This window comes from Streptomyces eurocidicus (assembly GCF_002891295.1).
GTDB lineage: Bacteria > Actinomycetota > Actinomycetes > Streptomycetales > Streptomycetaceae > Streptomyces > Streptomyces eurocidicus.
In genome coordinates this window covers 434,429-456,108 of sequence record NZ_LGUI01000004.1, presented here as the reverse complement: position 1 = coordinate 456,108, position 21,680 = coordinate 434,429, and the positions used below count along the sequence as shown (strand labels likewise).

General features: G+C 73.5%; 19 protein-coding genes. 14 read left to right on the top strand and 5 right to left on the bottom strand.

The window, feature by feature from the left end; genetic code table 11:
• Positions 1-2: 2 nt before the first annotated feature.
• From AF335_RS16080 to car(A), 3 genes are all read right to left on the bottom strand, one after another.
• The gene (locus AF335_RS16080; RefSeq protein WP_102919069.1) at positions 3-668 is read right to left on the bottom strand and encodes an O-methyltransferase; all 666 of its coding nucleotides are present in this window, start codon (positions 666-668) and stop codon (positions 3-5) included.
• A 42-nt stretch (positions 669-710) separates the two neighbouring features.
• Positions 711-1,907 (bottom strand): acyltransferase family protein, encoded by a 1,197-nt coding sequence (locus tag AF335_RS16075; protein ID WP_102919068.1) that lies wholly within the window; start codon positions 1,905-1,907, stop codon positions 711-713.
• Positions 1,908-2,084: 177 nt separating this feature from the next.
• A complete protein-coding gene (gene car(A), locus AF335_RS16070) occupies positions 2,085-3,740 on the bottom strand; it encodes an ABC-F type ribosomal protection protein Car(A) (protein ID WP_102919067.1) in 1,656 nt (551 codons plus the stop codon).
• A gap of 518 nt (positions 3,741-4,258) precedes the next feature.
• Here car(A) and erm point away from each other — a divergent pair.
• On the top strand, positions 4,259-5,212 hold the full coding sequence (erm, locus tag AF335_RS16065; RefSeq protein ID WP_170127710.1) for a 23S ribosomal RNA methyltransferase Erm: 954 nt from the start codon (positions 4,259-4,261) through the stop codon (positions 5,210-5,212).
• 74 nt (positions 5,213-5,286) lie between these two features.
• Here the strand turns inward: erm and AF335_RS16060 are convergent, their stop codons facing one another.
• Positions 5,287-5,472 (bottom strand): DUF6243 family protein, encoded by a 186-nt coding sequence (locus AF335_RS16060; RefSeq protein WP_102919065.1) that lies wholly within the window; start codon positions 5,470-5,472, stop codon positions 5,287-5,289.
• 122 nt (positions 5,473-5,594) lie between these two features.
• Here AF335_RS16060 and AF335_RS16055 point away from each other — a divergent pair, with 122 nt between their 5' ends.
• The 5 genes from AF335_RS16055 (at position 5,595) to AF335_RS16035 (ending at position 9,034) form a co-directional block, all read left to right on the top strand.
• Positions 5,595-6,203 (top strand): TetR/AcrR family transcriptional regulator, encoded by a 609-nt coding sequence (locus AF335_RS16055; protein ID WP_102919064.1) that lies wholly within the window; start codon positions 5,595-5,597, stop codon positions 6,201-6,203.
• Between the two features lie 128 nt (positions 6,204-6,331).
• Entirely contained in the window at positions 6,332-6,736 is a 405-nt protein-coding gene (locus AF335_RS16050) for a cell division protein SepF (RefSeq protein ID WP_102919063.1), read from the top strand.
• Between the two features lie 24 nt (positions 6,737-6,760).
• Positions 6,761-7,951, top strand: a complete 1,191-nt coding sequence (locus tag AF335_RS16045) for an ATP-binding protein (protein ID WP_244927041.1) — start codon at positions 6,761-6,763, stop codon at positions 7,949-7,951.
• Between the two features lie 45 nt (positions 7,952-7,996).
• Positions 7,997-8,380, top strand: coding sequence for a nucleotide pyrophosphohydrolase (locus AF335_RS16040; RefSeq protein WP_102919062.1), 384 nt, complete (start codon positions 7,997-7,999; stop codon positions 8,378-8,380).
• Positions 8,381-8,575: 195 nt separating this feature from the next.
• Complete coding sequence (locus AF335_RS16035) at positions 8,576-9,034, top strand: DUF6099 family protein (RefSeq protein ID WP_102919061.1); 459 nt, start codon at positions 8,576-8,578, stop codon at positions 9,032-9,034.
• 11 nt (positions 9,035-9,045) lie between these two features.
• Here the strand turns inward: AF335_RS16035 and AF335_RS16030 are convergent, their stop codons facing one another.
• Positions 9,046-9,240, bottom strand: coding sequence for a hypothetical protein (locus tag AF335_RS16030; protein ID WP_102919060.1), 195 nt, complete (start codon positions 9,238-9,240; stop codon positions 9,046-9,048).
• A gap of 247 nt (positions 9,241-9,487) precedes the next feature.
• Between AF335_RS16030 and AF335_RS16025 the strand changes: the two genes are divergently transcribed.
• From AF335_RS16025 to AF335_RS15990, 8 genes are all read left to right on the top strand, one after another.
• Positions 9,488-10,411: an LLM class F420-dependent oxidoreductase gene (locus tag AF335_RS16025; protein ID WP_102919059.1), complete on the top strand. Its 924-nt coding sequence runs from the start codon at positions 9,488-9,490 to the stop codon at positions 10,409-10,411.
• A 55-nt stretch (positions 10,412-10,466) separates the two neighbouring features.
• Positions 10,467-11,375 (top strand): homocysteine S-methyltransferase, encoded by a 909-nt coding sequence (mmuM, locus tag AF335_RS16020; RefSeq protein WP_102919058.1) that lies wholly within the window; start codon positions 10,467-10,469, stop codon positions 11,373-11,375.
• 104 nt (positions 11,376-11,479) lie between these two features.
• Positions 11,480-12,967 (top strand): 3' terminal RNA ribose 2'-O-methyltransferase Hen1, encoded by a 1,488-nt coding sequence (locus tag AF335_RS16015; protein WP_102919057.1) that lies wholly within the window; start codon positions 11,480-11,482, stop codon positions 12,965-12,967.
• On the top strand, positions 12,964-15,696 hold the full coding sequence (locus AF335_RS16010) for a polynucleotide kinase-phosphatase (protein WP_102919056.1): 2,733 nt from the start codon (positions 12,964-12,966) through the stop codon (positions 15,694-15,696). The genes AF335_RS16015 and AF335_RS16010 overlap by 4 nt, the downstream gene beginning before the upstream one ends.
• A gap of 129 nt (positions 15,697-15,825) precedes the next feature.
• A complete protein-coding gene (locus AF335_RS16005; protein ID WP_228772864.1) occupies positions 15,826-17,118 on the top strand; it encodes an arginine deiminase in 1,293 nt (430 codons plus the stop codon).
• 60 nt (positions 17,119-17,178) lie between these two features.
• Entirely contained in the window at positions 17,179-18,183 is a 1,005-nt protein-coding gene (gene argF / locus AF335_RS16000; protein WP_102919055.1) for an ornithine carbamoyltransferase, read from the top strand.
• Positions 18,184-18,410: 227 nt separating this feature from the next.
• Positions 18,411-19,244 (top strand): enoyl-CoA hydratase family protein, encoded by an 834-nt coding sequence (locus tag AF335_RS15995; protein ID WP_102919054.1) that lies wholly within the window; start codon positions 18,411-18,413, stop codon positions 19,242-19,244.
• Positions 19,245-19,276: 32 nt separating this feature from the next.
• A complete protein-coding gene (locus AF335_RS15990) occupies positions 19,277-21,661 on the top strand; it encodes a bifunctional salicylyl-CoA 5-hydroxylase/oxidoreductase (RefSeq protein WP_102919256.1) in 2,385 nt (794 codons plus the stop codon).
• The last annotated feature ends 19 nt before the right edge of the window (positions 21,662-21,680 follow it).

Genomic DNA, 21,680 nt, shown 5'->3' with positions numbered 1-21,680 from the left:
GGTCACTCGCGCCTGCGCGCCAGGGTGATCCCGTCGGCCACGGTCAGCAGCGAGACGTCCACGCGCGCGTCGTCCCGCAGCCGTTCGTTGAGCGCGCGCACCGCCTCGGTGTCGGGGTCGTGGCACTCGGGGTCGGCCACCCGGCCGAAGAACAGTGTGTTGTCGACCGCCACCAGCCCGCCGGGGCGCACCAGCCGGAGCGCCTCCTCGTAGTAGTGCGGGTACCCGGTCTTGTCGGCGTCGACGAACACCAGGTCGAAGGTGTCGTCGCCCCCGTCGGCCCGCAGACCGGCCAGGGTCTCCACGGCGTCGCCGACGCGCAGCTCGATCCGGTCGGCCACCCCGGCCCGCTCCCAGAACGGGGCGCCCACACCGGGCCACTTGTCGGTGATGTCACAGGTGACGAGCCGGCCGCCGGGCGGCAGCGCCCGCGCCATGCACAGCGTGCTGTACCCGGTGAACGTCCCGATCTCCAGCACCTCGCGGGCACCGGTGAGCCGGACGAGCAGCGCCAGGAACTGCGCCTCCTCGGGCATGATCTGCATGGCGCGCCCGCCGGGCAGGCGCGCGGTCAGCTCGTACAGCTCGCGCAGGAGCGGATCGTCGCGCAGGGAGACGCTCCGGGCGTACTCCAGCAGGGCGGGGCTGAGGGTGGTCTGGTCTGCCACGCTCACGGTCCTTTCGAAGGCTTCGAGGGCGGTGCCCGGTGGTCAGGCGCGTGCCGGGTCCGGCGCCGCGTCCGGAACGGTGGCCGGGGCGGCGGGTGCCGGGGAGGTGCCGTCCTGCCGGGCGACGGGACGGCGGCGCCCGCCCAGCAGGCGCATGGCGGGCTTCTCGACGAAGGTGTGCAGCAGCGCGGCGGCACAGGTGGCGACGGCCACCCCCAGCAGGGCCACGCCGATCGCCCCGGGGGTGTCCCACTGCTTGGCGTAGCCCAGGTCGCCGCCGAGCAGCCGGTGCCCGTAGCGGATGACGATGAAGTGGATCAGGTAGAAGGCGAACGACCACTCGCCCAGCCGGACCAGCGCCGCGGACCGCAGCCCCCAGGTGGGCAGGCCGCGCACGTCGGCGTCGGCCGCCGCGGTGATCAGCAGGGTGGCCGGGATCACGGTCGCCGCGTTGAGGGTGAACATCGCGGGCACGGCCTGGGTGAGGGCGAAGCCCCCGGCGAGCAGCAGCGCGGACAGCCCCACGCCGGGGCCGCGCCACAGGCCCTTGCCGAGGATGAGCGCCATCACGACGCCGAGGACGAACTCCAGCGCGCGGACCGGCGGGAACCAGTAGACGAACCACAGCTCGTTCAGCGGCATGCCCGGGGCGACCTCGGCGCTCTCCGGGAGGAGCGCGGCCGCGAACGGCACGCAGACGACCGCCGCGGCCAGCCCGCCGGCCCACCACCACAGCCGCTTCCCGGGCATCCGCCGGAAGAGCCGGAACCACAGCGGGAAGGAGGCGTAGAAGGCCAGCTCGCAGGAGAGCGACCAACTCGGGGTGTTGAAACCGGAGATCACGGACGGCTCCGGCAGCCAGGACTGCAGGAGGAGCAGATCGGGCACCAGCCCGTCCCACACCGAACCGCCCGGCAGGACGGGTTCCGAGAGACCGAGGATGACGGCGCCCGCGATGCACAGCGTCACGAGGTGCAGCGGGTAGATCTTGGCGAACCGGCGCCGCCAGAAGACCGGGGCGGAGTCCTCCCGCCGCACCGACCAGGTCAGTACGAAACCGCTGAGCACGAAGAAGAACGACACGGCGATCGAGCCGAGTGGAGTGAACTTCGCCAGCTCCGCACCGAGCTTCTGATCGGCGAAGATGCCCTGCTGGAAGAGGTGACAGGCGAACACCGCCAATGCCGCGAACCAGCGCAGTCCGGTCAGCGAGGGCAGGCGGGCGGCGCGAGGGAGCATCGGGTTTCTCGTTCCTTGGGATCAGGGCAGGACGTGGCGTCCTGGATCGCCGGAGATCAGGGGGGCCCATCCTGAGGCAGGCCCCGGCACGCCGACACGAGAAGATGACACAGTCGGAGGGGCGGATCCGGTGTGGATCCGCCCCTCCGGCTCACGCCCGCGCGGGGCCCGGTGGCGTCAGGCCGCGCTGAATTCGGCGATGCGCCCCTCGTCGAGCGTCAGCTGCGCGCCGTCGAACCGGGACCGCATCAGACGGTCGTGCGTCACGACGACCACGGCGCCCTGGTAGTCCGTCAGCGCCTGCTCCAGCTCCTCGACTAGCGCCGGGGAGAGGTGGTTGGTGGGCTCGTCCAGCAGGAGCAGGTCCACCGGCTCGGTCACCAGGCGCGCGAGCTCGATCCGGCGCCGCTGCCCGTAGGAGAGCTCGCCCACCCGCTGCCGCAGGTCGTCCGGGCTGAACAGACCGAGGGACAGCAGTGCCTCCACGTGCTCGTCGGGGGAGCCGACCCGCCCCTGGGCGAACGCCTGCGCCACCGTCAGCCGGGCCGGCCACGGGGGCTGCTCCTGCCGGAGGTGACCGACCCGCCCGGACACCTTGACCGAGCCGCCGTCCGGGTCCAGCTCCCCGGCCAGCACCCGCAGGAGCGTGGTCTTCCCCGCGCCGTTGGGGCCGGTGATCAGCAGCCGCTCGCCCGGCCGGATGGTCAGCGAGTCGACGCCGAGACGGTCCCCGACGCGGACGTCCGACAGCTCGGCGACCAGCTGCTCCGCCTCCTCCGCCGCGGTGGCGATCCGCGCCGTGAAGGACAGCGGATCGGCCGGCGGCGCGACGGGGTTGTCGGTCAGCCGCTCGATCCGCTCCTTGGCGTTGCGGATCCGCACCATCGCCCCGTGCCCGCGCCCGCGGGTCCGGAACGCGCCGTGCCCGAAGACCGCGAACGGCATCTTGCGGGGGATGGCGTCGAGCCGGGTGACGTTGGAGGTCACCAGCTCGCGGTTGCGGTCCAGCTCGGCGCGCCACTCCTCGTACTCCCGCAGCCGCCGCTGGCGCTCCGTGGCCTTGGCGGTGAGATAGCCGTCGTAGCCGTTGCCGTAGCGGGTGACCGTGCCGGCGTCGACCTCCAGGACCGTGGTGGTGAGCCGGTCGAGGAACATCCGGTCGTGGGTGACGGCGATGACCGTGCCGCGGTGCCCGCGCAGATGCTTCTCCAGCCAGCCGACGGCCTGGTCGTCCAGGTCGTTGGTCGGCTCGTCGAGCAGCAGCAGCTCGGGCGCCGAGGCCAGCGTCCCGGCCAGGGCGAGCCGCGACCGCTCGCCGCCGGACAGGGTGCCCAGCTTCCGGTCGCGGGCCAGGCCGGGCAGGCCGAGGCCGTGCAGGGCGATGTCCACCCGGGAGTCCGCCTCGTAGCCGCCCCGGGCCTGGTAGCGCTCGACCAGGGCGGCGTAGCTCTCCAGGAGCGCGGTCAGCTCGCGGTCCTGGCCGGTTTGGTACGGGCGGTCGGCCAGCTCGGCCTCGGCCCGTCGCATGCCCGCCTCGATCTCGCGGAGATCGGCCAGGGCCAGGTCGACGGCGTCCTGGACGGTGGCCTCGGGCGGCAGCTCCAGCGTCTGCGGCAGATAGCCGATGCCGCCCGGGGCCACCACCGTCAGCGCGCCGTTGTCCGACCGCTCGCGGCCGGCGATCAGCTTGAGCAGGGTGGACTTGCCGGAGCCGTTGTCGCCGATGACGCCGACCTTCTCGCCCGGCTTCACGGTGAAACCGACGCGGTCGAGTACGACGCGGTCCTGGTAGCGCTTGGTGATGTCGTGCAGGGCTAGTTGCGCGGTTCGCACGCGGGGGCCTCCTTTTCGCAGCCGGGAATGGGGTCGTATCCGCGCACTGGGCCGTCCTTCGGTGCGTGAGGGCACGGAAGGAAGGCCGAAGCGGCACATGACGCGCTGTGCGACGTCGCTGCGGCGTTTTCGAGAAGTGCACGGAGGGATACGGCGGCGGAGTCGAGCTCTACGCGGCCGTACCTTCGGCTGTCACAGGGATCCCATGGAGCCGAGTCTAGGTGATCGGAAAACTCTTCGGCAAGGGTCTTCCGGTGGTGTGTCAGGTCGGCCGGTACCGGCCCCGCTGTATGGCACTTACTATGGCGCCCACTATGACGACAGTGCTTCGAAGATCTCCGGAACCATGATCCCGTAGATCTTGGAAATCCGCCGGGAACAGGGGACTTCACCGGCTTGTCCGGAAATTCTCCCGACAAGATCGGAACGTTGACCGGAAATCCGGTCCGGCGTCCGGTCGGCTGCCGGAACCTTCGAGTCCGATGATGGCCGATTTCCGTTGCTTGCACTGTCAATTGATGGACCTTCGGATCATGGAACGGTACGTTCCCGGGGTGAGCTCGAAACCGCTGATGCCGCCGAGATCCGCCTCCGGGACCGCCGCTTCGCGCAATGCCGCGCGACGGGAGTGGGGCCAGAATTTCTTCCGGTCCGCAGCCGCCGCCCGCCGGTTCTCCGACCAGCTGGAAGATTCATACGCACCGACCGGTTTACCGGCCGGGACGCTCACGGTCGAGATAGGAGCGGGCTCCGGCCGGGTGACCAAAGAGCTGGCCTCGGCGGGGCGGCCATTACTCGCGGTCGAGATCGACACCCATTGGGCACGCCGGCTCGCCGCGGAATCGCTTCCGGATGTCACCGTGGCCAACGAGGACTTTCTGACCTTACGCCTGCCGCGACAGCCCGTCCGTTTGATAGGCAATCTGCCTTTCGTCGCGGGCACCAGAATTCTGAGGCGCTGCCTCGACCTGGGGCCTGATCTGATGCGCGGGGGAGTATTCCTGCTCCAGCGCGAGTACGTGGGCAAACGCACCGGGGTCTGGGGAGGGAACCTCTTCAACGCCCAGTGGGAGCCCTGGTACGACTTCGACGAGGGGCTCGCCTTCTCCCGTCACGACTTCAGCCCCGTACCGCGGGCCGACACGCTGACCCTGCTCGTCACGCCCCGCCGCCGGCCGGTCCTGCCGTGGCGCGAACGGGCCGCCTACCAGCGGTTCGTCCAGGAGTTCTTCGACACCGGGCAGATGACCGCCGGTGACGCGGCGCGCAAGGTGCTGCGCCGCGGCCACGCCCGGTTCGTGCGCGGCGCCGGGCTCCGGCCGGCCGACCGGCTCACGGACCTCACGGCTCAGGACTGGGCCGCGCTGCACCGCGCTGCCCCGGTCGAGCGCGAGGACCGGACCGATCACGCCGGCCGGACCGGGCGGCCCGGTCGGTCCGCCGGGACCGGCCGTCGGCCGGCCGGTCGCTGACGCCCCCGGGCCGGGGGGCGGACCGGCCGCGCACGGGCTCTCCGTGCGCGGCCGGCCCTCTCATGGAAGGGTCCTCACGATGCGGGGGATTCATCGGTGGACCGCGCTTCCTTGAGCTTGCGGAGCAGCTCCCGCTTCTGTTCCAACGGGTCGGTGCCGCTCTTGGGAACCCCACCCTTCTTGCCGCCGCGCATCGCGCTGCGGGAGAGGTTGGCGCGGGTGCCGCCGACGCCCAGCATGTTTCCTGATCCCTTGCCCATCAGGGTTCTCCTTCCGTCGGTAAGCCGAGGCGTTCCGTCTCGGCATATCCAAGAGTCTGGACGATACGTATCGTCTTGTCAAGACGATACGTATCGGTTCGCCGAGGTCTAGGCTACGCGGCATGTCCTCCAACTGCGCACCATCCGCCACGCGCTACCGCCGCCGGTCCCACCACGCGATCATGGGAGCCACCCTCGAACTCGTCAGCGAGGTCGGGTACTCCAAGCTGACGGTCGAGGCCATCGCCGCCCGCGCCGGGGTCGGCAAGCAGACCGTCTACCGCTGGTGGCCGTCGAAGGCCGCCGTCCTCCGGGACGCCGTTCTCCACCTCTGCCAGGACGCGAGCGGGGCCGTCCGGGACATCCCCGACACCGGGGACCTCGCCGCCGACCTCAAGGCCGTCCTCCGCGCCACCGCCGACACCATGAGCCACCCCCGGTACGACCTGCCCGCCCGCGCCCTCGCGGCCGCCGGCATCGCGGACGCCGCCCTCGGCGCGCAACTGGTCAGCGGCATCCTGGAGCCCCAACTCCGGCTGTACGTCCGGCGCCTGGGCGCGGCGCAGCGGAGCGGCCAGGTCGAGGCGGGCATCGACCTCCGCGTCGCCCTGGAACTCCTCACCGGCCCCCTCGCCTTCCGCTGGCTGATGGGCGACGCCCCGCTCACCCACGCGTACACCGACACGCTCGTCGACCTCGTCCTGCGCGGACTGGCGCCGCGGCCCTCCTGACCGCCGGACGGGGCGCCCCGGGAAGGAGCGACCGGCGGCCGGACGGTGTGTCATTCGGCCCAGCGGGGTGTTTGTCCCTAGGATTGTGGGATGTACATAGCCACTACGTTCCCCGGAGGGGTGATCCGGTGAACAGGTCCGAGGCCACCGATGAGCAGTGGGAGGGCCTGGCCGAGGTCGTGCCGCTGCGCGGCCACGCCTGGCCGTCCTGGCCCAACCACCGGGCCCTGCCCGAGGCGGAGCCGGAGCCGAACCGGCGTCAGCTCGTCGTGCTGCGCGTCCAGGTGTTCGCGGACGCCCGTGAGGTCGCCGAGCACCTGATCGCCCGCGTCCCGGTGCTGCTCGACCTCACCAGCGCCGACACCGACGTCGCCAAGCGGATCCTGGACTTCTCCAGCGGCGTCGTCTTCGGCCTGGGCAGCGGCATGCACCGGGTCGACACCAATGTCTTTCTGCTCGCCCCCGAAGGCACGGAGGTGGCCTCGGGGTACCCCGATCGTAGGAAGAGTGATCAGCTAAAACGGTTTGGCTGACCGGCCGGCACATACGGTCCGGGCATGGACGTAAGCCGTGCCCGACCGCCGCTGCCGGCCGCTGCTCTGCCGCCCCCGCGGCCCGCGGTGACCGAACTGCGCCTCTCCGCCTTCCGGACGCACCGCAACGCCGTCTTCCCCCTCGGGCCGCTGACGCTCTTCCGGGGGCCGAGCGGCAGCGGCAAGTCCAGCGCCCTCCAGGCGTACGAGGCGCTCGCCCGGCTCGCGGGCGGCGACACCCTGGAGGAGGCCCTCGCCTCCGTGGCCGGCGGCGCCCCCGCCTGTGTGCCGCACCGGGCCCGGCCGGACGCCCAGGGCCGGCGGGGGTTCCGCATCGGCTGCACCGTCGAGGGACCCGCGGGGCCGGTGCTGCTCGACATCGCCGTCCAGGCCGAACCCGAGCTCCGCATGGTCGGCGAACGGCTGACCGGCGGGGGGCGCACCCTGCTCTCCACGGCCTTGCGCGACCCCGGGCTGCGCCGGGTCGAGGCCGCCTGGCACACGGCCGGGGCCGTGCCCGTCACCCGTGCGCCCCTGCCGGACGACCGGCTCGGTACGGCGCTGCTGCCGCTGCGCGTCTCGGGCAAGACGGCGGGTCAGCGGCTGGTCCTCGACGCCGCCGAACAGGTCGTGGTGGCGCTGCGCTCCGTCTTCGCCTGCGACCCGCGCCCGGAGCTGATGCGGGCCCCGGTCCCGGTGCGCGACGGACTGCTGCGCGGGCGTTGCGACAACGTCGCCGCGGTCCTCGCCCGCACCCGCCACGAGTGCGCCACCCGGCACGCGGCCCTGGTCGCGGCGGTGGCGGCGGGCTGCCGGGGCCCGGTGGAAGAGCTGTCGGCGCAGCACCTGGAGGGCGGTCTCGTCCGGGCGGTCCTGGGCCGGGCGCGGGGCGCCGGGACGCCGCTGGAGCGGCTGGGCGACGGTGAGCTGCGCTATCTGGCCCTGTGCCTGGTGCTCATGACGGGACCGGGGGTGCTGGACATGGACCCGGTCGCGGAGGTGCTGCCCGCGCGGCAGGCGCTCACCGTGCTGGCGGACGGCCTCGACCGGTGCCTGGACCCGGGGCAGACGCGCGAGCTGCTGGCGGTGGCGGGACGGATGTGCGAGCGGGGGCATGTGCGGTTGGTGGGGTCGGTGCGGGGTGGCGCGGGGAGTCCGAGGGGGAGGGCCGGGGCGGGATTCCGGTGGCCGGGGAGCAGGGGGTGTCGGTGGTAGACCTGGGGGGTGAGCGAAAAATGGCAAGAGTATGAGGCTTCCGAGGTGTCCGCTTCGGTTCCCGCTTCCGGAGGGCCCGGCGAGCTGAAGGCCCTGCAGCTCCGGCTGGCGGAGTTCGCGGCGGCGCGGGACTGGCAGCCGTTCCACACCCCGAAGAACCTCGCGACGGCGCTGAGCGTCGAGGCCGCCGAACTCGTGGAGATCTTCCAGTGGCTGACGCCGGAGCAGTCGGAGCGGGTGATGTCGGACCCGGACACGGCGGGCCGGGTGGAGGACGAGGTCGCGGACGTCCTGGCGTATCTGCTCCAGTTCTGCCAGGCGCTCGGGGTGGACGCGGCGGCCGCGCTGGCGGCGAAGATCGACCGCAATGAGCGGCGGTTCCCCCGGGCCGACCGGTCGGGTCGGGGCGGTGGCGGCGAATCGAACTGAGCCGGATGGACCGGTACCGGAGTGAGTGGGTCCAGATCTGGCGGTTCGTCACTCTCCGGAGTGATTGAGTTCTCCACACCGCATCTGGTATCCACAGATTTCTGAATTCCCCTGGCGTTTCCGGCGGTTAGCCGTCACGCTGAGTAGTGAGAAGCGGTCGGTAGGGCGGCAGTGTCGGAAAGTGGGGGACCGGACATGGACGCAACGCGGCTCATCGGAGCCACCCGGACGGCTTTGGCGCAGGCCAGGGCGGTGCAGGAGATCGTCGGGGAGGCATGGCAGACCCAGGCCCTGGCGGGTGCCATCGGAAGCCATCTCGCGGTCCACGGGCCGTTCGAGGCGCGGGCCGCGGCGGGCGGTCTGAGCGAGGCCGGCGCCCGCGCCTCCGGCGCGCTGCGTCAGACGCTGCGCGCCGGGGCGATAAGGGCGGGGCACCTCAGCGAGGTGCGCGATCCCTGGGTCGCGCTGGCGGGCCTGTGCGGCCTGCTCGGGGAGGTCGGCATAGCCCTGGTGGGCGTGGCCTGCTCGTCGGACGAGGACGCCTTGTACTGGCAGTGCATAGAAGCGATCGACGCCGCCGACGAGACGAGCGACCGCGTGCGCTGGTTACAGAGACGGCTCGCCCTGCGCGAGCGCGAGGGAGGCGCCGCGTGAGGGGCCGACGCTCAGCCGGCACCGCCTCCGCCGCCGTGCGGGGAGCGCTCGCCGGGCGACTGGAGATCGGCGTCGAGCTGCGACAGATCGGCGTTCAGCGCCGCCATCAGCTCCTCCATCTGCTGCAGCAGGCCCTTGGGCGCGCCCTGCTGCGCGGGAGCGGCCTGTGCGGGCACCGTTTCTTCGGGCACGGCTTCCTGGGTCATCGCGGCCTCCTCGGCCCTGGCCCTCCCGATGCGGGTGGGCGGCGTCACGGTCGTCGCCTCCGGCAGCGGACACCGGTGCGGGGGCCGGGCGGTCCGGCTCCGCCCGAGCCAACGACCACCGGCCGCCCCGGACACTGGCGAGCCCTTCGCCACCCGTCCCGGGCGGGCCGAATTCACCCGACCGGGGAGGGTGGGGCGGGGCTGCGGGTGGGCGGTTGACGCCTGTTCGGCAAGGCAGGATGGAGGTATGGATCTGCGTATCTTCACCGAGCCCCAGCAAGGGGCGAGCTATGACACCTTGCTCACCGTGGCCAAGGCCACCGAGGACCTCGGCTTCGACGCCTTCTTCCGCTCCGACCACTATCTCGCCATGGGCTCCGCCGACGGCCTGCCCGGCCCGACCGACGCCTGGATCACGCTGGCGGGTCTCGCCCGGGAGACCCGGCGCGTCCGGCTCGGCACGCTGATGACCGCGGGCACCTTCCGGCTGCCCGGGGTGCTGGCCATCCAGGTCGCACAGGTCGACCAGATGTCCGGTGGCCGGGTCGAGCTGGGCCTGGGCGCGGGCTGGTTCGAGGAGGAGCACAAGGCGTACGGCATCCCCTTCCCGAAGGAGAAGTTCGGCCGCCTGGAGGAGCAGCTCGCGATCGTCACGGGGCTGTGGGCGACGGAGGCCGGCAAGACCTTCGACTTCGACGGCACGTACTACCAGCTGTCCGACTCCCCGGCGCTGCCCAAGCCCGCCCAGGGCAAGGTGCCGGTGCTGATCGGCGGCCACGGCGCGAAGCGCACGCCCCGGCTCGCCGCGCAGTACGCGGACGAGTTCAACATCCCCTTCGCCTCGGTCGAGGACAGCGAGCGGCAGTTCGGCCGGGTGCGGGCCGCGGCCGAGGAGTTCGGCCGCAAGAAGGACGACCTGGTGTACTCCAATGCCCTGGTCGCCTGTGTCGGCAAGGACGACGCCGAGGTGGCGCGGCGGGCGGCCGTCATCGGCCGTGACGTGGCGGAGCTCAAGGCCAACGGCCTGGCCGGCTCGCCCGCCGAGGTGGTCGACAAGATCGGCCGCTATGCGGAGATGGGCTCGTCCAGGATCTACTTCCAGATCCTGGACCTGGACGACCTCGATCACCTGGAGCTGATTTCCTCGGAGGTCGGTTCCCAGCTCGGCTGACGCCGGGCGGGGACCGCCGGCAGCCGACGAGGACCACCGAACCCGAGGAGTACCCATGACGCCCGCTCCCGCCCCGCCGCTCGCCGACGCGCTGGCGCGCGGACCGCTCGTCCTGGACGGCGGTCTGTCCAACCAGCTCGTGGCGCAGGGCTGCGATCTGTCCGACGCGCTGTGGTCGGCCCGGCTGCTCGCCGACGACCCCGGGCAGATCCGGGCGGCGCACGCCGCCTATGCGCGGGCGGGCGCGCAGGTGCTCATCACCGCCAGTTATCAGGCCACGTTCGAGGGCTTCGCCCGGCGGGGCATCGGGCGGGAGAAGGCGGCGGCCCTGCTGCGGAGCAGTGTGGCGCTGGCCCGTGCGGCCGGGGGCGAGGAGGGCCCCCGGCCCTGGGTCGCGGCCTCGGTCGGGCCCTACGGCGCGATGCTCGCCGACGGCAGCGAGTACCGCGGCCGGTACGGCCTGAGCGTGGCCGAGCTGGAGCGGTTCCACCGGCCGCGCGTCGAGACGCTCGCGGCGGCCGCCCCGGACGTCCTCGCCCTGGAGACCGTCCCGGACATGGACGAGGCCGAGGCCCTGCTCCGGGCCGCGGCGCCCTGCGGGGTGCCGGTCTGGCTCTCCTACAGCGTCGCGGGCGAGCACACCAGGGCCGGGCAGCCGCTGCGCGACGCCTTCGCCCTCGCCGCCGGGAACGACCAGGTGATAGCCGTCGGCGTCAACTGCTGCGAGCCGGCCGACGCCGACCGGGCCGTCGCCCTCGCCGCGGCGGCCACGGGGAAGCCCGTGGTCGTCTACTCCAACAGCGGCGAGGAGTGGGACGCCCGGGCGCGGGCCTGGCGCGGCCGGCCCACGTTCGACCCCGCCCGCGTCGCCGGCTGGCGGTCCGCCGGTGCGCGTCTCGTCGGCGGCTGCTGCCGGGTGGGCCCCGACCGCATCGCGGAACTGGCCCGCGTCCTCCGCCCATGAGGCGGGGCCCCGGGGGCCCCGGTGGGGTAGTGGGCCGTGCCCTCGCCGTGCGGAGCGGAAAAAGAACTGGGAAACGGGGCGAACGAGACACGATAATCAGGCGGGTGTTCCTGACGATAAGTACCACCGGCACCGCCGGATCCCCCGCCACCGACCTCGGTTTCCTGCTGCACAAGCACCCCGACCGCGCGCAGCGGTTCTCCACCGCGCACGGCACAGCGCACGTCCTCTACCCCGAGGCGACCGCCGACCGCTGCACGGCGGCGCTGCTCCTGGAGATCGACCCCGTGGCGCTGGTACGGCGGGCCAAGGGCGCCAGGGGCCGCGGCGCGACCCCCGACTCCGCGCTCGCGCAGTACGTCAACGACCGCCCTTACGCGGCGTCCTCGCTGCTCGCCGTCGCGCTCGGCGGCGTCTTCAACAGCGCCGTCAAGGGCCAGTGCGCCGCCCGGCCCGAGCTGCCCGGCGTGCCCCGGCCGCTGCGCGTCGAGGTGCCCGCCCTGCCCGCGCGGGGCGGTGCCGGCCTGGTGGAGCGGCTCTTCGCCCCGCTGGGCTGGACCGTGACCGCGGACCCGGTGGCCCTGGACGAGCGGTTCCCCGAGTGGGGCGACTCGCGCTACGTCCACCTGGTGCTGGAGGGCGAGCTGACACTCTCGGCGGCCCTGCGCCACCTCTATGTCCTCCTCCCGGTCCTCGACGACTCCAAGCACTACTGGGTCTCGCCCGACGAGGTGGAGAAGCTCCTGCGCGCCGGCGAGGGCTGGCTGGAACGCCACCCCGAACAGGTGCTGATCGCCGACCGCTACCTCGCCCGCCGCCGCACCCTCACCCGCGACGCCCTCGCCCGGCTCGCCGAGGCCGACGACGCCGAGCCGGAGACCCTCGACAACGCGGTCGACGAGGAGAAGGACACCGCCGAGAAGCCGGTCCCGCTGGCCGTGCGGCGGCGCGAGGCCGTCGTCGAGGCGCTGCGCGTCGCCGGCGCCGCCCGCGTCCTCGACCTCGGCTGCGGGCAGGGCCAGCTGGTCGGCGAGCTGCTCAAGGACCCCCGCTGCACCGAGGTCGTCGGCGTCGACGTGTCGGTCCGCGCCCTGAGGGAGGCGGCCCGGCGGCTGCGCCTGGAGCAGATGACCGAGCGCCAGTCCGCCCGGGTGCGGCTCCTCCAGGGCTCCCTCGCCTACACCGACCGGCGGCTGGCCGGGTACGACGCCGCCGTGCTCAGCGAGGTCGTCGAGCACCTGGACCCGCCCCGGCTGCCCGCCCTGGAGTACGCGGTGTTCGGCGCGGCCCGCCCGGCCACGGTCGTCGTCACGACGCCCAACGCCGAGTACAACGTGCGCTGGGAGACCCTCCCCGCCGGGCACGTACGCCACCCCGACCACCGCTTCGAGTGGACCCGCGAGGAGTTCCGCTCCTGGGCCGGCGCCGTCGCCGAACGGCACGGATACGGAGTGGAGTTCACCCCCGTGGGGGACGACGACCCCGAGGTGGGGCCGCCCACCCAGATGGCCGTCTTCCGGCAGCGGGACGCCGCCCCCGAGCCCGCCCGCACCACCACCACGACCCTCCCGAAGGAGGCGACCGCCGTATGACCACCAGCCCCGCCACCCCGACGGCCGCCCCCGGCGACGGCCCGGAGAAGCCTCGCGTCCTCGCCGTCCCCGATCTCTCCCTCGTCGTCCTCGTCGGCGCCACCGGATCCGGCAAGTCCACCTTCGCCGCCCGCCACTTCAAGCCCACCCAGGTCCTGTCCTCGGACTTCTGCCGCGGCCTGGTCGGTGACGACGAGAACGACCAGAGCGTCAGCGCCGACGCCTTCGACGTCCTGCACCACATCGCCGGAAAGCGGCTCGCCGCCGGCCGGCTGACGGTCGTCGACGCCACCAACGTCCAGCCCGAGAGCCGCAAGCAGCTCGTCCGGCTGGCGCGCGAGCACGACGTGCTGCCCGTGGCCGTCGTCCTCGACATGCCCGAGGCCGTCTGCGCCGCCCGCAACGCCGCCCGCCCCGAGCGCGCCACCCTGCCCCGCCATGTCGTCCAGCGCCACCAGCGGGAACTCCGCCGCTCCCTGCGCCACCTGGAGCGCGAGGGCTTCCGTAAGGTGCACGTGCTGCGCGGCGTCGCCGAGGCGGAGTCCGCCGAGATCGTCCTGGAGCGCCGGTTCAACGACCTGCGCCACCTCACCGGCCCGTTCGACATCGTCGGCGACATCCACGGCTGCCGCTCCGAGCTGGAGACCCTGCTGACGAAGCTGGGCTACGCCCTCGTCCGCGACGCCGCCGGCCGGCCGGTGGACGCCGCGCACCCCGGCGGGCGCACCGCCGTCTTCGTCGGCGACCTCGTCGACCGCGGCCCCGACAGCCCCGGCGTGCTGCGCCTGGTCATGGGCATGGTCGCCGCCGGGCACGCCCTGTGCGTCCCGGGCAACCACGAGAACAAGCTCGGCCGCCACCTCAAGGGCCGCACGGTCCGGCCCTCCCACGGCCTCGCCGAGACGATCGAGCAGCTGGAGCGGGAGGACGCCGCCGACCCGGAGTTCCGCGAGCGGGTGCGGGAGTTCATCGAGTCGCTGGTCAGCCACTACGTACTGGACGGCGGCGGGCTCGTCGTCTGCCACGCCGGCCTGCCGGAGAAGTACCACGGCCGCACCTCCGGCCGGGTCCGCTCGCACGCCCTGTACGGCGACACGACGGGCGAGACCGACGAGTTCGGCCTGCCCGTGCGCTACCCCTGGGCCGAGGACTACCGGGGCCGCGCCGCCGTCGTCTACGGCCACACCCCGACCCCGTCGGCCACCTGGCTGAACAACACCATCTGCCTCGACACCGGCGCCGTCTTCGGCGGCCGGATGACGGCCCTGCGCTGGCCCGAGCGCGAGCTCGTGGACGTACCCGCCGAGCGGGTCTGGTACGAACCGGTGAAGCCGCTGGCGAGCGAGGCGCCCGGCGGGGCCGACGGCCGCCCGCTGGACCTGACGGACGTCACCGGCCGCCGGGTCGTCGAGACCCGGCGCATGGGCCGGGTGGCCGTGAAGGAGGAGAACGCCGCGGCCGCCCTGGAGGTGATGAGCCGCTTCGCCGTCGACCCCCGGCTGCTGCCCTACCTCCCGCCGACCATGGCACCGTGCGCGACCTCGAAGGAGGACGGCTATCTGGAGCACCCGGCCGAGGCGTTCGCCGCCTACCGGGCCGACGGCGTGCGCGAGGTGGTGTGCGAGGAGAAGCACATGGGGTCCCGCGCGGTGGCGCTCGTCTGCCGTGACGCGGATGTGGCGCGCGAGCGCTTCGGCGCGGCCGACGGCGCGACCGGCGCCGTGTACACCCGCACCGGCCGGCCGTTCTTCGACGACCCCGCGACGGCCGGGCGGGTCCTCGGCCGGCTGCGCGAGGCGGTCTGCGGGGCCGGCCTGTGGGAGGAGCTGGACACCGACTGGCTGCTGCTGGACGCCGAGCTGATGCCCTGGTCGCTGAAGGCCGCCGGGCTGCTGCGCCATCAGTACGCGGCCGTCGGCGCCGCGGCCGGCGCGGCCCTGCCCGCGGCGCTGGCCGCCCTGGAGGCCGCCGCGGCCCGTGGCGTGGACGTCTCCGGGCCGCTCGGCCGGCAGCGCGAGCGGGCCGAGGACGCGCGGGCGTTCACGGAGGCGTACGGCCGCTACTGCTGGCCGGTGGGCGACGCCGGGCGCGGTTGGCCGGGCGAGGCCGAGGAGACCGGCCGCGAGCGGCCTGGCACGCGCGGCACTCCGGGCACGGACGGCCTCGACGGCATCCGTATGGCGCCGTTCCAGATCCTGGCCGCCCGGGGCCGCAGCCTGGCCGGGCTGCCGCACGACGAGCAGCTGGCGCTGATCGACCGGATGATCGCGGCGGAGCGGTCCGCGGCCGACGGCGCCGGATCCGTGTACCGGAACCGGCTGCTCGCCCCCACCCGCCGCCTCGTCGTCGACACCGGGGACGAGGAGTCCGTCGCCGCCGGAACGCGCTGGTGGCTGGAGCTCACCGGCGCGGGCGGCGAGGGCATGGTCGTCAAGCCCCTCCAGGGGCTCGCCGAGCGCGCCGACGGCCGGCTCGTCCAGCCCGGCGTGAAGTGCCGCGGCCGGGAGTACCTGCGGATCGTCTACGGCCCCGAGTACACCCGCCCCGACAACCTCGCCCGGCTGCGCGAGCGCGCCCTCGGCCACAAGCGCTCCCTCGCCCTGCGGGAGTACGCGCTCGGCCTGGAGGCGCTGGACCGGCTGGCGGCGGGGGAGCCGCTGTGGCGGGTCCACGAGGCGGTCTTCGCGGTCCTGGCGCTGGAGTCCGAGCCGGTGGACCCCCGGCTGTAGGCCGGGGAGGGGGCCCGGCGGCGGTCGCCGCCGGGCCCCCTCCGCCGCACGCGCGCAACCGTCGCCCGCCACGGCCGTGTCCCGCGCCGGATCTGCGTGATCACGGCCCGCCGGGGTCAGGATGGGGAGATGGGATTCCATGTCGATTCCGAGGCCGGGCGGCTGCGCCGCGTCATACTGCACCGGCCCGGTCTGGAGCTGAAGCGGCTCACCCCGTCCAACAAGGATGCCCTGCTCTTCGACGACGTGCTGTGGGTGCGGCGGGCCCGTGCCGAGCACGACGGCTTCGCGGACGTGCTGCGCGAGCGCGGGGTCGAGGTCCACTTCTTCCAGGACCTGCTGGACGAGAGCCTGGAGTGGCCGGGGGCGCGCTCGCTCGTCCTGGACCGGGTCTTCGACGAGAAGGAGTACGGGCCGCTCGCCACCGGCCACCTGCGGGCCGCCTTCGACGGGCTGCCGGCCGCCGAGCTGGGCTCCTGGCTGGTCGGCGGGATGACCAAGCGGGAGTTCCTGGAGCGCTACCCGGAGCCGGTCTCCGTCCGCTTCCACGCCATGGAGCTGGACGACTTCCTGATCAACCCGCTGCCCAACCACCTCTTCACCCGGGACACCTCCGCCTGGATCTACGACGGGGTGTGCGTGAACGCCATGCGCTGGCCGGCCCGCTGGCACGAGACGGTGCACTACGAGGCCGTCTACCGACACCACCCGATGTTCTCCCCGGGCGGCTTCCATGTCTGGTCCGAGGGGCAGGCGGCCTATCCGTCGACGATCGAGGGCGGCGACGTCCTGGTGATCGGCGAGGGCGCGGTGCTGATCGGGATGAGCGAGCGGACCACGCCGCAGGCCGTGGAGATGCTCGCCCACCGGCTCTTCGCCGCCGGTTCCGCCCGCACCATCGTGGCCCTGGACATGCCCAAGCGGCGGGCGTTCATGCACCTGGACACGGTGATGACCATGGTGGACGGCGACACCTTCACGCAGTACGCGGGGCTCGGCATGCTCCGCTCGTACACGATCGCGCCGGGCGCCGGGGAGCGCGAGCTGAAGGTCTCCGACCACCCCCCGGAGCATATGCACCGGGCCATCGCGGCGGCCCTGGGGCTCGACTCGATCCGGGTGCTCACCGCGACGCAGGACGTGCACGCGGCGGAGCGGGAGCAGTGGGACGACGGCTGCAATGTGCTGGCCATCGAGCCGGGTGTGGTCGTCGCCTACGAGCGGAACGCGACGACCAACACCCATCTGCGTAAAAATGGGATCGAGGTCATCACGATCCCGGGCAGCGAGCTGGGGCGCGGCAGGGGCGGGCCGCGCTGCATGAGCTGTCCCCTGGAGCGGGACCCCGTGGGCGCGACGGTCGCGCGGGCGGCCGGTGCCGGTGGCGTCCCGGGAGGCGGTTCCACCCACCCGGCTGCATAGCGATGCGGTGCGTCGTATACAGTTCCATTTTCCCGCAGTCGCGAGCTAGGAGCCCACCCCATGGCGACAGACCTCAAGGGCCGCCACTTCCTCAAGGAGACGGACTTCACCGCCGAGGAGTTCCACGGTCTCGTGGAGCTCGCCGCCGAGCTCAAGGCGGCCAAGCGGACGGGCGTCGAGGAGCCTCTGCTGCGCGGCCGGCATATCGCGCTGGTCTTCGAGAAGACCTCGACCCGCACCCGCTGCGCCTTCGAGGTCGCCGCGGCGGACCAGGGCGCCCGGACCACCTACCTCGACCCGGCGGGCTCCCAGATCGGCCACAAGGAGTCGGTCAAGGACACCGCGCGGGTCCTCGGCCGGATGTTCGACGCCATCGAGTACCGGGGCCACGGCCAGCACATCCTGGAGCAGCTGGCCGCCCACGCCGGGGTCCCCGTCTTCAACGGCCTCACCGACGAGTGGCACCCCACGCAGATGCTCGCCGACGTCCTCACCATGTCCGAGCACACGGCCAAGTCCCTGGAGCACGTCGCCTACGCCTACCTCGGCGACGCCCGCTACAACATGGGCAACTCCTACCTCGTCACCGGTGCCCTCCTCGGCATGGACGTGCGGATCGTGGCCCCCGAGGAGCTCTGGCCCGACCCGGAGATCGTGGCCGTGGCCCGCCGGCTCGCCGCCGTGAGCGGCGCCCGGATCACCCTCACCGCGGACGTCGCCGAGGGCGTCCGGGGCGCGGACTTCGTCGCCACGGACGTCTGGGTGTCGATGGGGGAGCCCAAGGAGGTCTGGGACGCGCGGATCGCGCTGCTCGCGCCGTACGCCGTGACCATGGACGTCCTGCGCGCCACCGGCAACCCCGCGGTGAAGTTCCTGCACTGCCTGCCCGCCTTCCACGACCTCGGGACCACGGTCGCCCGGGAGATCCACGAGCGGCACGGCCTGACGTCCCTGGAGGTCACGGACGAGGTCTTCGAGTCCCCGCACTCGGTCGTCTTCGACCAGGCGGAGAACCGGATGCACACGATCAAGGCCGTGCTGGTGGCGACGCTGGCGCGGGACTGAGGCGATACCGGACGGGCTCGAAGAACAAGCCCGTCCGGCGATTGAGGACCGGGGTCCGGGGCGGAGCCCCGGTTCGGGAAGGGGCGGGTAGGGGAAAATCCCCCGCCGGCCCACCCGCCCGCGCCGCCAGGCGCTATCGCGCACTCGTGACGACAGTCACGTACCGGTGATAACTTCACGGCACAGGCACTCGCCCGACAGCCCCGGCTGAAGGAGGCCGCCGCCCCATGAGTCCTTTCACCGGATCGGCGAACCGGACCCCCACCGAGGACTGGCGGCACCTGCGCCTGACCCTCGACGCCGGCGTCGCGACCGTCACCTTCGCGCGCCCCGGCAAGCTCAACGCCCTCACCTTCGGCGCCTACGCCGACCTGCGCGACCTGCTGCCCGAACTGGCCCGCGACGGCTCCGTGCGCGCCCTGGTGCTCGGTGGCGAGGGCCGGGGCTTCTGCTCCGGCGGTGACGTCGACGACATCATCGGCGCCACCCTGGCCATGGACACCGGCCGGCTCCTCGACTTCAACCGGATGACCGGACAGGTCGTCCGCTCCTTACGCGAGTGCCCCTTCCCCGTGATCGCCGCCGTGCACGGGGTCGCCGCCGGGGCCGGCGCCGTCCTCGCGCTCGCCGCCGACTTCCGGGTCGCCGACCCCACCGCGCGCTTCGCCTTCCTCTTCACCAAGGTCGGCCTCTCCGGCGGCGACATGGGCGCCGCCTACCTCCTGCCCCGCGTCGTCGGTCTCGGCCACGCCACCCGGCTGCTGATGCTCGGCGAACCCGTGGCCGCCCCCGAGGCCGAGCGCATCGGCCTGATCAGCCGGCTCACCGCCGAGGGCGCGGCCCACACCGAGGCCGCGGCCCTCGCCCGCCGCCTCGCCGACGGCCCCGCACTCGCCCACGCCCAGACCAAGGCCCTGCTGACCGCCGAGCTCGACATGCCCCTCGCCGCCGCCGTCGAACTCGACGCGGCCACCCAGGCGCTGCTGATGAACAGCGCCGACTACGCCGAGTTCCACGCCGCCTTCACCGGGAAGCGGCCGCCCGAGTGGCGGGGGCGGTGACTCCGGTGAAGGAACCCGCGGTGACCCCCGTGATGACTTCCGCGGCGCCCGCCGTGCACGACCCTGTGAAGGCCACCACGCGCCCCCCGGTGGCGCCCCCCGTGCACGATCCCGGGCAGGTCCCCGTCATCGCCCCCGCGAAGTCCCCCCTGGCCCGGCGCGTCGCGGTCATCGGCGGCGGCCCCGGCGGCCTCTACGCCGCCGCCCTGCTGAAACGTCACGCCCCCGCCCGTGAGATCACCCTCTGGGAGCGCAACGCCCCCGACGACACCTTCGGCTTCGGCGTCGTCCTCTCCGACGAGACCCTCGGCGGGATCGAGAGCGCCGACCCCGACGTCTACGCCGCGCTGTGCCGCGAGTTCGTCCGCTGGGACGAGATCGACGTCGTCCACCGCGGCACCACCCTGCGCTCCGGCGGCCACGGCTTCGCCGCCCTCGGCCGCCGCCGGCTCCTCGGGCTCCTCCACGAGCGCTGCCGGGAGCTGGGCGTCGACCTCCGCTTCCGCGCGGAGGCCCCGCCCGCCGCCGAGCTGGCCCGCTCGTACGACCTCGTCATCGCCGCGGACGGCGTCCACAGCCGCACCCGCGACGCCCACCGGGAGCACTTCCGCCCCACCTTCACCACACACCGCTGCCGCTATATCTGGCTCTCCGCCGACTTCGCGTTCGACGCCTTCCGCTTCGACATCACCGAGACCGAGCACGGCCTGATGCAGCTGCACGGCTACCCCTACTCCCGCCCGTCGGACGACCCGTCCGACGGCGCCAGCACGGTCGTCGTCGAGATGCGCGAGGAGGTGTGGCGCCGCGCGGGTCTCGACGCCTGTGACGAGGCCGCCTCGGTGGCGGCCTGCGGCAAGTACTTCGCCGAGGCCCTCGGCGGGCGCCCCCTGCGCGCCAACCGCTCCACCTGGACCGCCTTCCGCACCGTCGTCAACGCCCACTGGTCCCACGGCAACACCGTCCTGCTCGGCGACGCCGCGCACACCGCCCACTTCTCCATAGGCTCCGGCACCAAGCTCGCCGTCGAGGACGCCCTGGCGCTCGCCGGCCACCTCAGGGAGCGGCCCGACGTCCCCGGGGCCCTCGCCGCGTACGAGGCCGAGCGGCGCCCGGTGGTCGAGTCCACCCAGCGGGCCGCCCGCGCCAGCCTGGAGTGGTTCGAGGACCTCTCCTTCCACACGGGCGGTCCGCCGCGCCGCTTCGCCTTCGACCTCCTCACCCGCAGCCGCCGCGTCACCCATGACAACCTCCGGCTGCGCGACCCCGGCTTCGTCGCCTCCGTCGAGGCGGAAGCCGGCGTACCGCCCGGCACCCCGCCCATGTTCACGCCCTTCCGGCTGCGCGGCCTGACCCTGCGCAACCGCGTCGTGGTCTCCCCGATGGACATGTACTCCGCCGTCGACGGCACCCCCGGCGACTTCCACCTCGTCCACCTCGGCGCCCGTGCCCTCGGCGGCGCCGGGCTCGTCATGACCGAGATGGTCTGCGTCAGCGCCCGGGGCCGGATCACCCCCGGCTGCGCGGGCCTCTACGCACCGGAGCACGAGACGGCCTGGCGGCGTATCACCGACTTCGTCCACACCCAGGCGCCCGGCACCGCGCTCGGCGTCCAGCTCGGCCACTCCGGCCGCAAGGGCTCCACCCGGCGCCAGTGGGAGGGCATCGACGACCCGCTCCCCAGCGGCAACTGGCCCCTCGTCGCCCCCTCGCCACTGCCCTACCGGCCCGGCGTCGGCCAGACCCCGCGGGCCCTCACCACCGGCGCCATGGCCCGGATCCGCGAGGAGTTCGTCCGCTCCGCCGAGGCCGCCGCCCGCGCCGGCTTCGACCTCCTCGAACTCCACTGCGCACACGGATACCTGCTCTCCTCCTTCCTCTCCCCGCTCACCAACCACCGCACCGACGCCTACGGCGGCGACCTCGCGGGCCGGCTGCGCTACCCCCTGGAGGTCTTCGACGCCGTACGGGCCGTCTGGCCCGCCGACCGGCCCATGACCGTCCGGATCTCCGCCACGGACTGGGCGGACGGCGGCACCACCGGCGAGGACGCGGTCGCCGTCGCTCGCGCCTTCGCCGCCCACGGCGCCGACGCCCTCGACGTCTCCACCGGCCAGGTCGTCCCCCACGAACGGCCCGCCTACGGCCGCTCGTACCAGACGCCGTTCGCCGACCGCGTCCGGCACGAGGCGGGCGTCCCGGTCATCGCCGTCGGCGCCATCTCCTCCTGGGACGACGTCAACTCGCTGATCCTGGCGGGCCGCGCCGACCTCTGCGCCCTCGCCCGCCCGCACCTCTACGACCCCCACTGGACCCTGCACGCCGCCGCCGACCAGGGCTATACGGGTCCTGGCGCGCCGTGGCCCGCCCCCTACCGCGCGGGCAGCCGCAAGCCGCCGACGGGGAGGCGGGCCTGAACGGACCGCCCGCACCCGC

Excerpts from the sequence above, each read along its gene's own strand:
- AF335_RS16005 (WP_228772864.1), top strand. The coding sequence starts at position 15,826 with ATGGGATTCCATGTCGATTCCGAGGCCGGGCGGCTGCGCCGCGTCATA.
- AF335_RS16035 (WP_102919061.1), top strand. The coding sequence starts at position 8,576 with ATGGACGCAACGCGGCTCATCGGAGCCACCCGGACGGCTTTGGCGCAG.
- mmuM (WP_102919058.1), top strand. The coding sequence starts at position 10,467 with ATGACGCCCGCTCCCGCCCCGCCGCTCGCCGACGCGCTGGCGCGCGGA.
- argF (WP_102919055.1), top strand. The coding sequence starts at position 17,179 with ATGGCGACAGACCTCAAGGGCCGCCACTTCCTCAAGGAGACGGACTTC.
- AF335_RS16045 (WP_244927041.1), top strand. The coding sequence starts at position 6,761 with ATGGACGTAAGCCGTGCCCGACCGCCGCTGCCGGCCGCTGCTCTGCCG.
- AF335_RS15995 (WP_102919054.1), top strand. The coding sequence starts at position 18,411 with ATGAGTCCTTTCACCGGATCGGCGAACCGGACCCCCACCGAGGACTGG.
- AF335_RS16010 (WP_102919056.1), top strand. The coding sequence starts at position 12,964 with ATGACCACCAGCCCCGCCACCCCGACGGCCGCCCCCGGCGACGGCCCG.
- AF335_RS16055 (WP_102919064.1), top strand. The coding sequence starts at position 5,595 with ATGTCCTCCAACTGCGCACCATCCGCCACGCGCTACCGCCGCCGGTCC.
- AF335_RS15990 (WP_102919256.1), top strand. The coding sequence starts at position 19,277 with ATGACTTCCGCGGCGCCCGCCGTGCACGACCCTGTGAAGGCCACCACG.
- AF335_RS16025 (WP_102919059.1), top strand. The coding sequence starts at position 9,488 with ATGGATCTGCGTATCTTCACCGAGCCCCAGCAAGGGGCGAGCTATGAC.
- AF335_RS16060 (WP_102919065.1), bottom strand. The coding sequence starts at position 5,472 with ATGGGCAAGGGATCAGGAAACATGCTGGGCGTCGGCGGCACCCGCGCC.
- AF335_RS16075 (WP_102919068.1), bottom strand. The coding sequence starts at position 1,907 with ATGCTCCCTCGCGCCGCCCGCCTGCCCTCGCTGACCGGACTGCGCTGG.
- AF335_RS16030 (WP_102919060.1), bottom strand. The coding sequence starts at position 9,240 with ATGACCCAGGAAGCCGTGCCCGAAGAAACGGTGCCCGCACAGGCCGCT.
- erm (WP_170127710.1), top strand. The coding sequence starts at position 4,259 with ATGGACCTTCGGATCATGGAACGGTACGTTCCCGGGGTGAGCTCGAAA.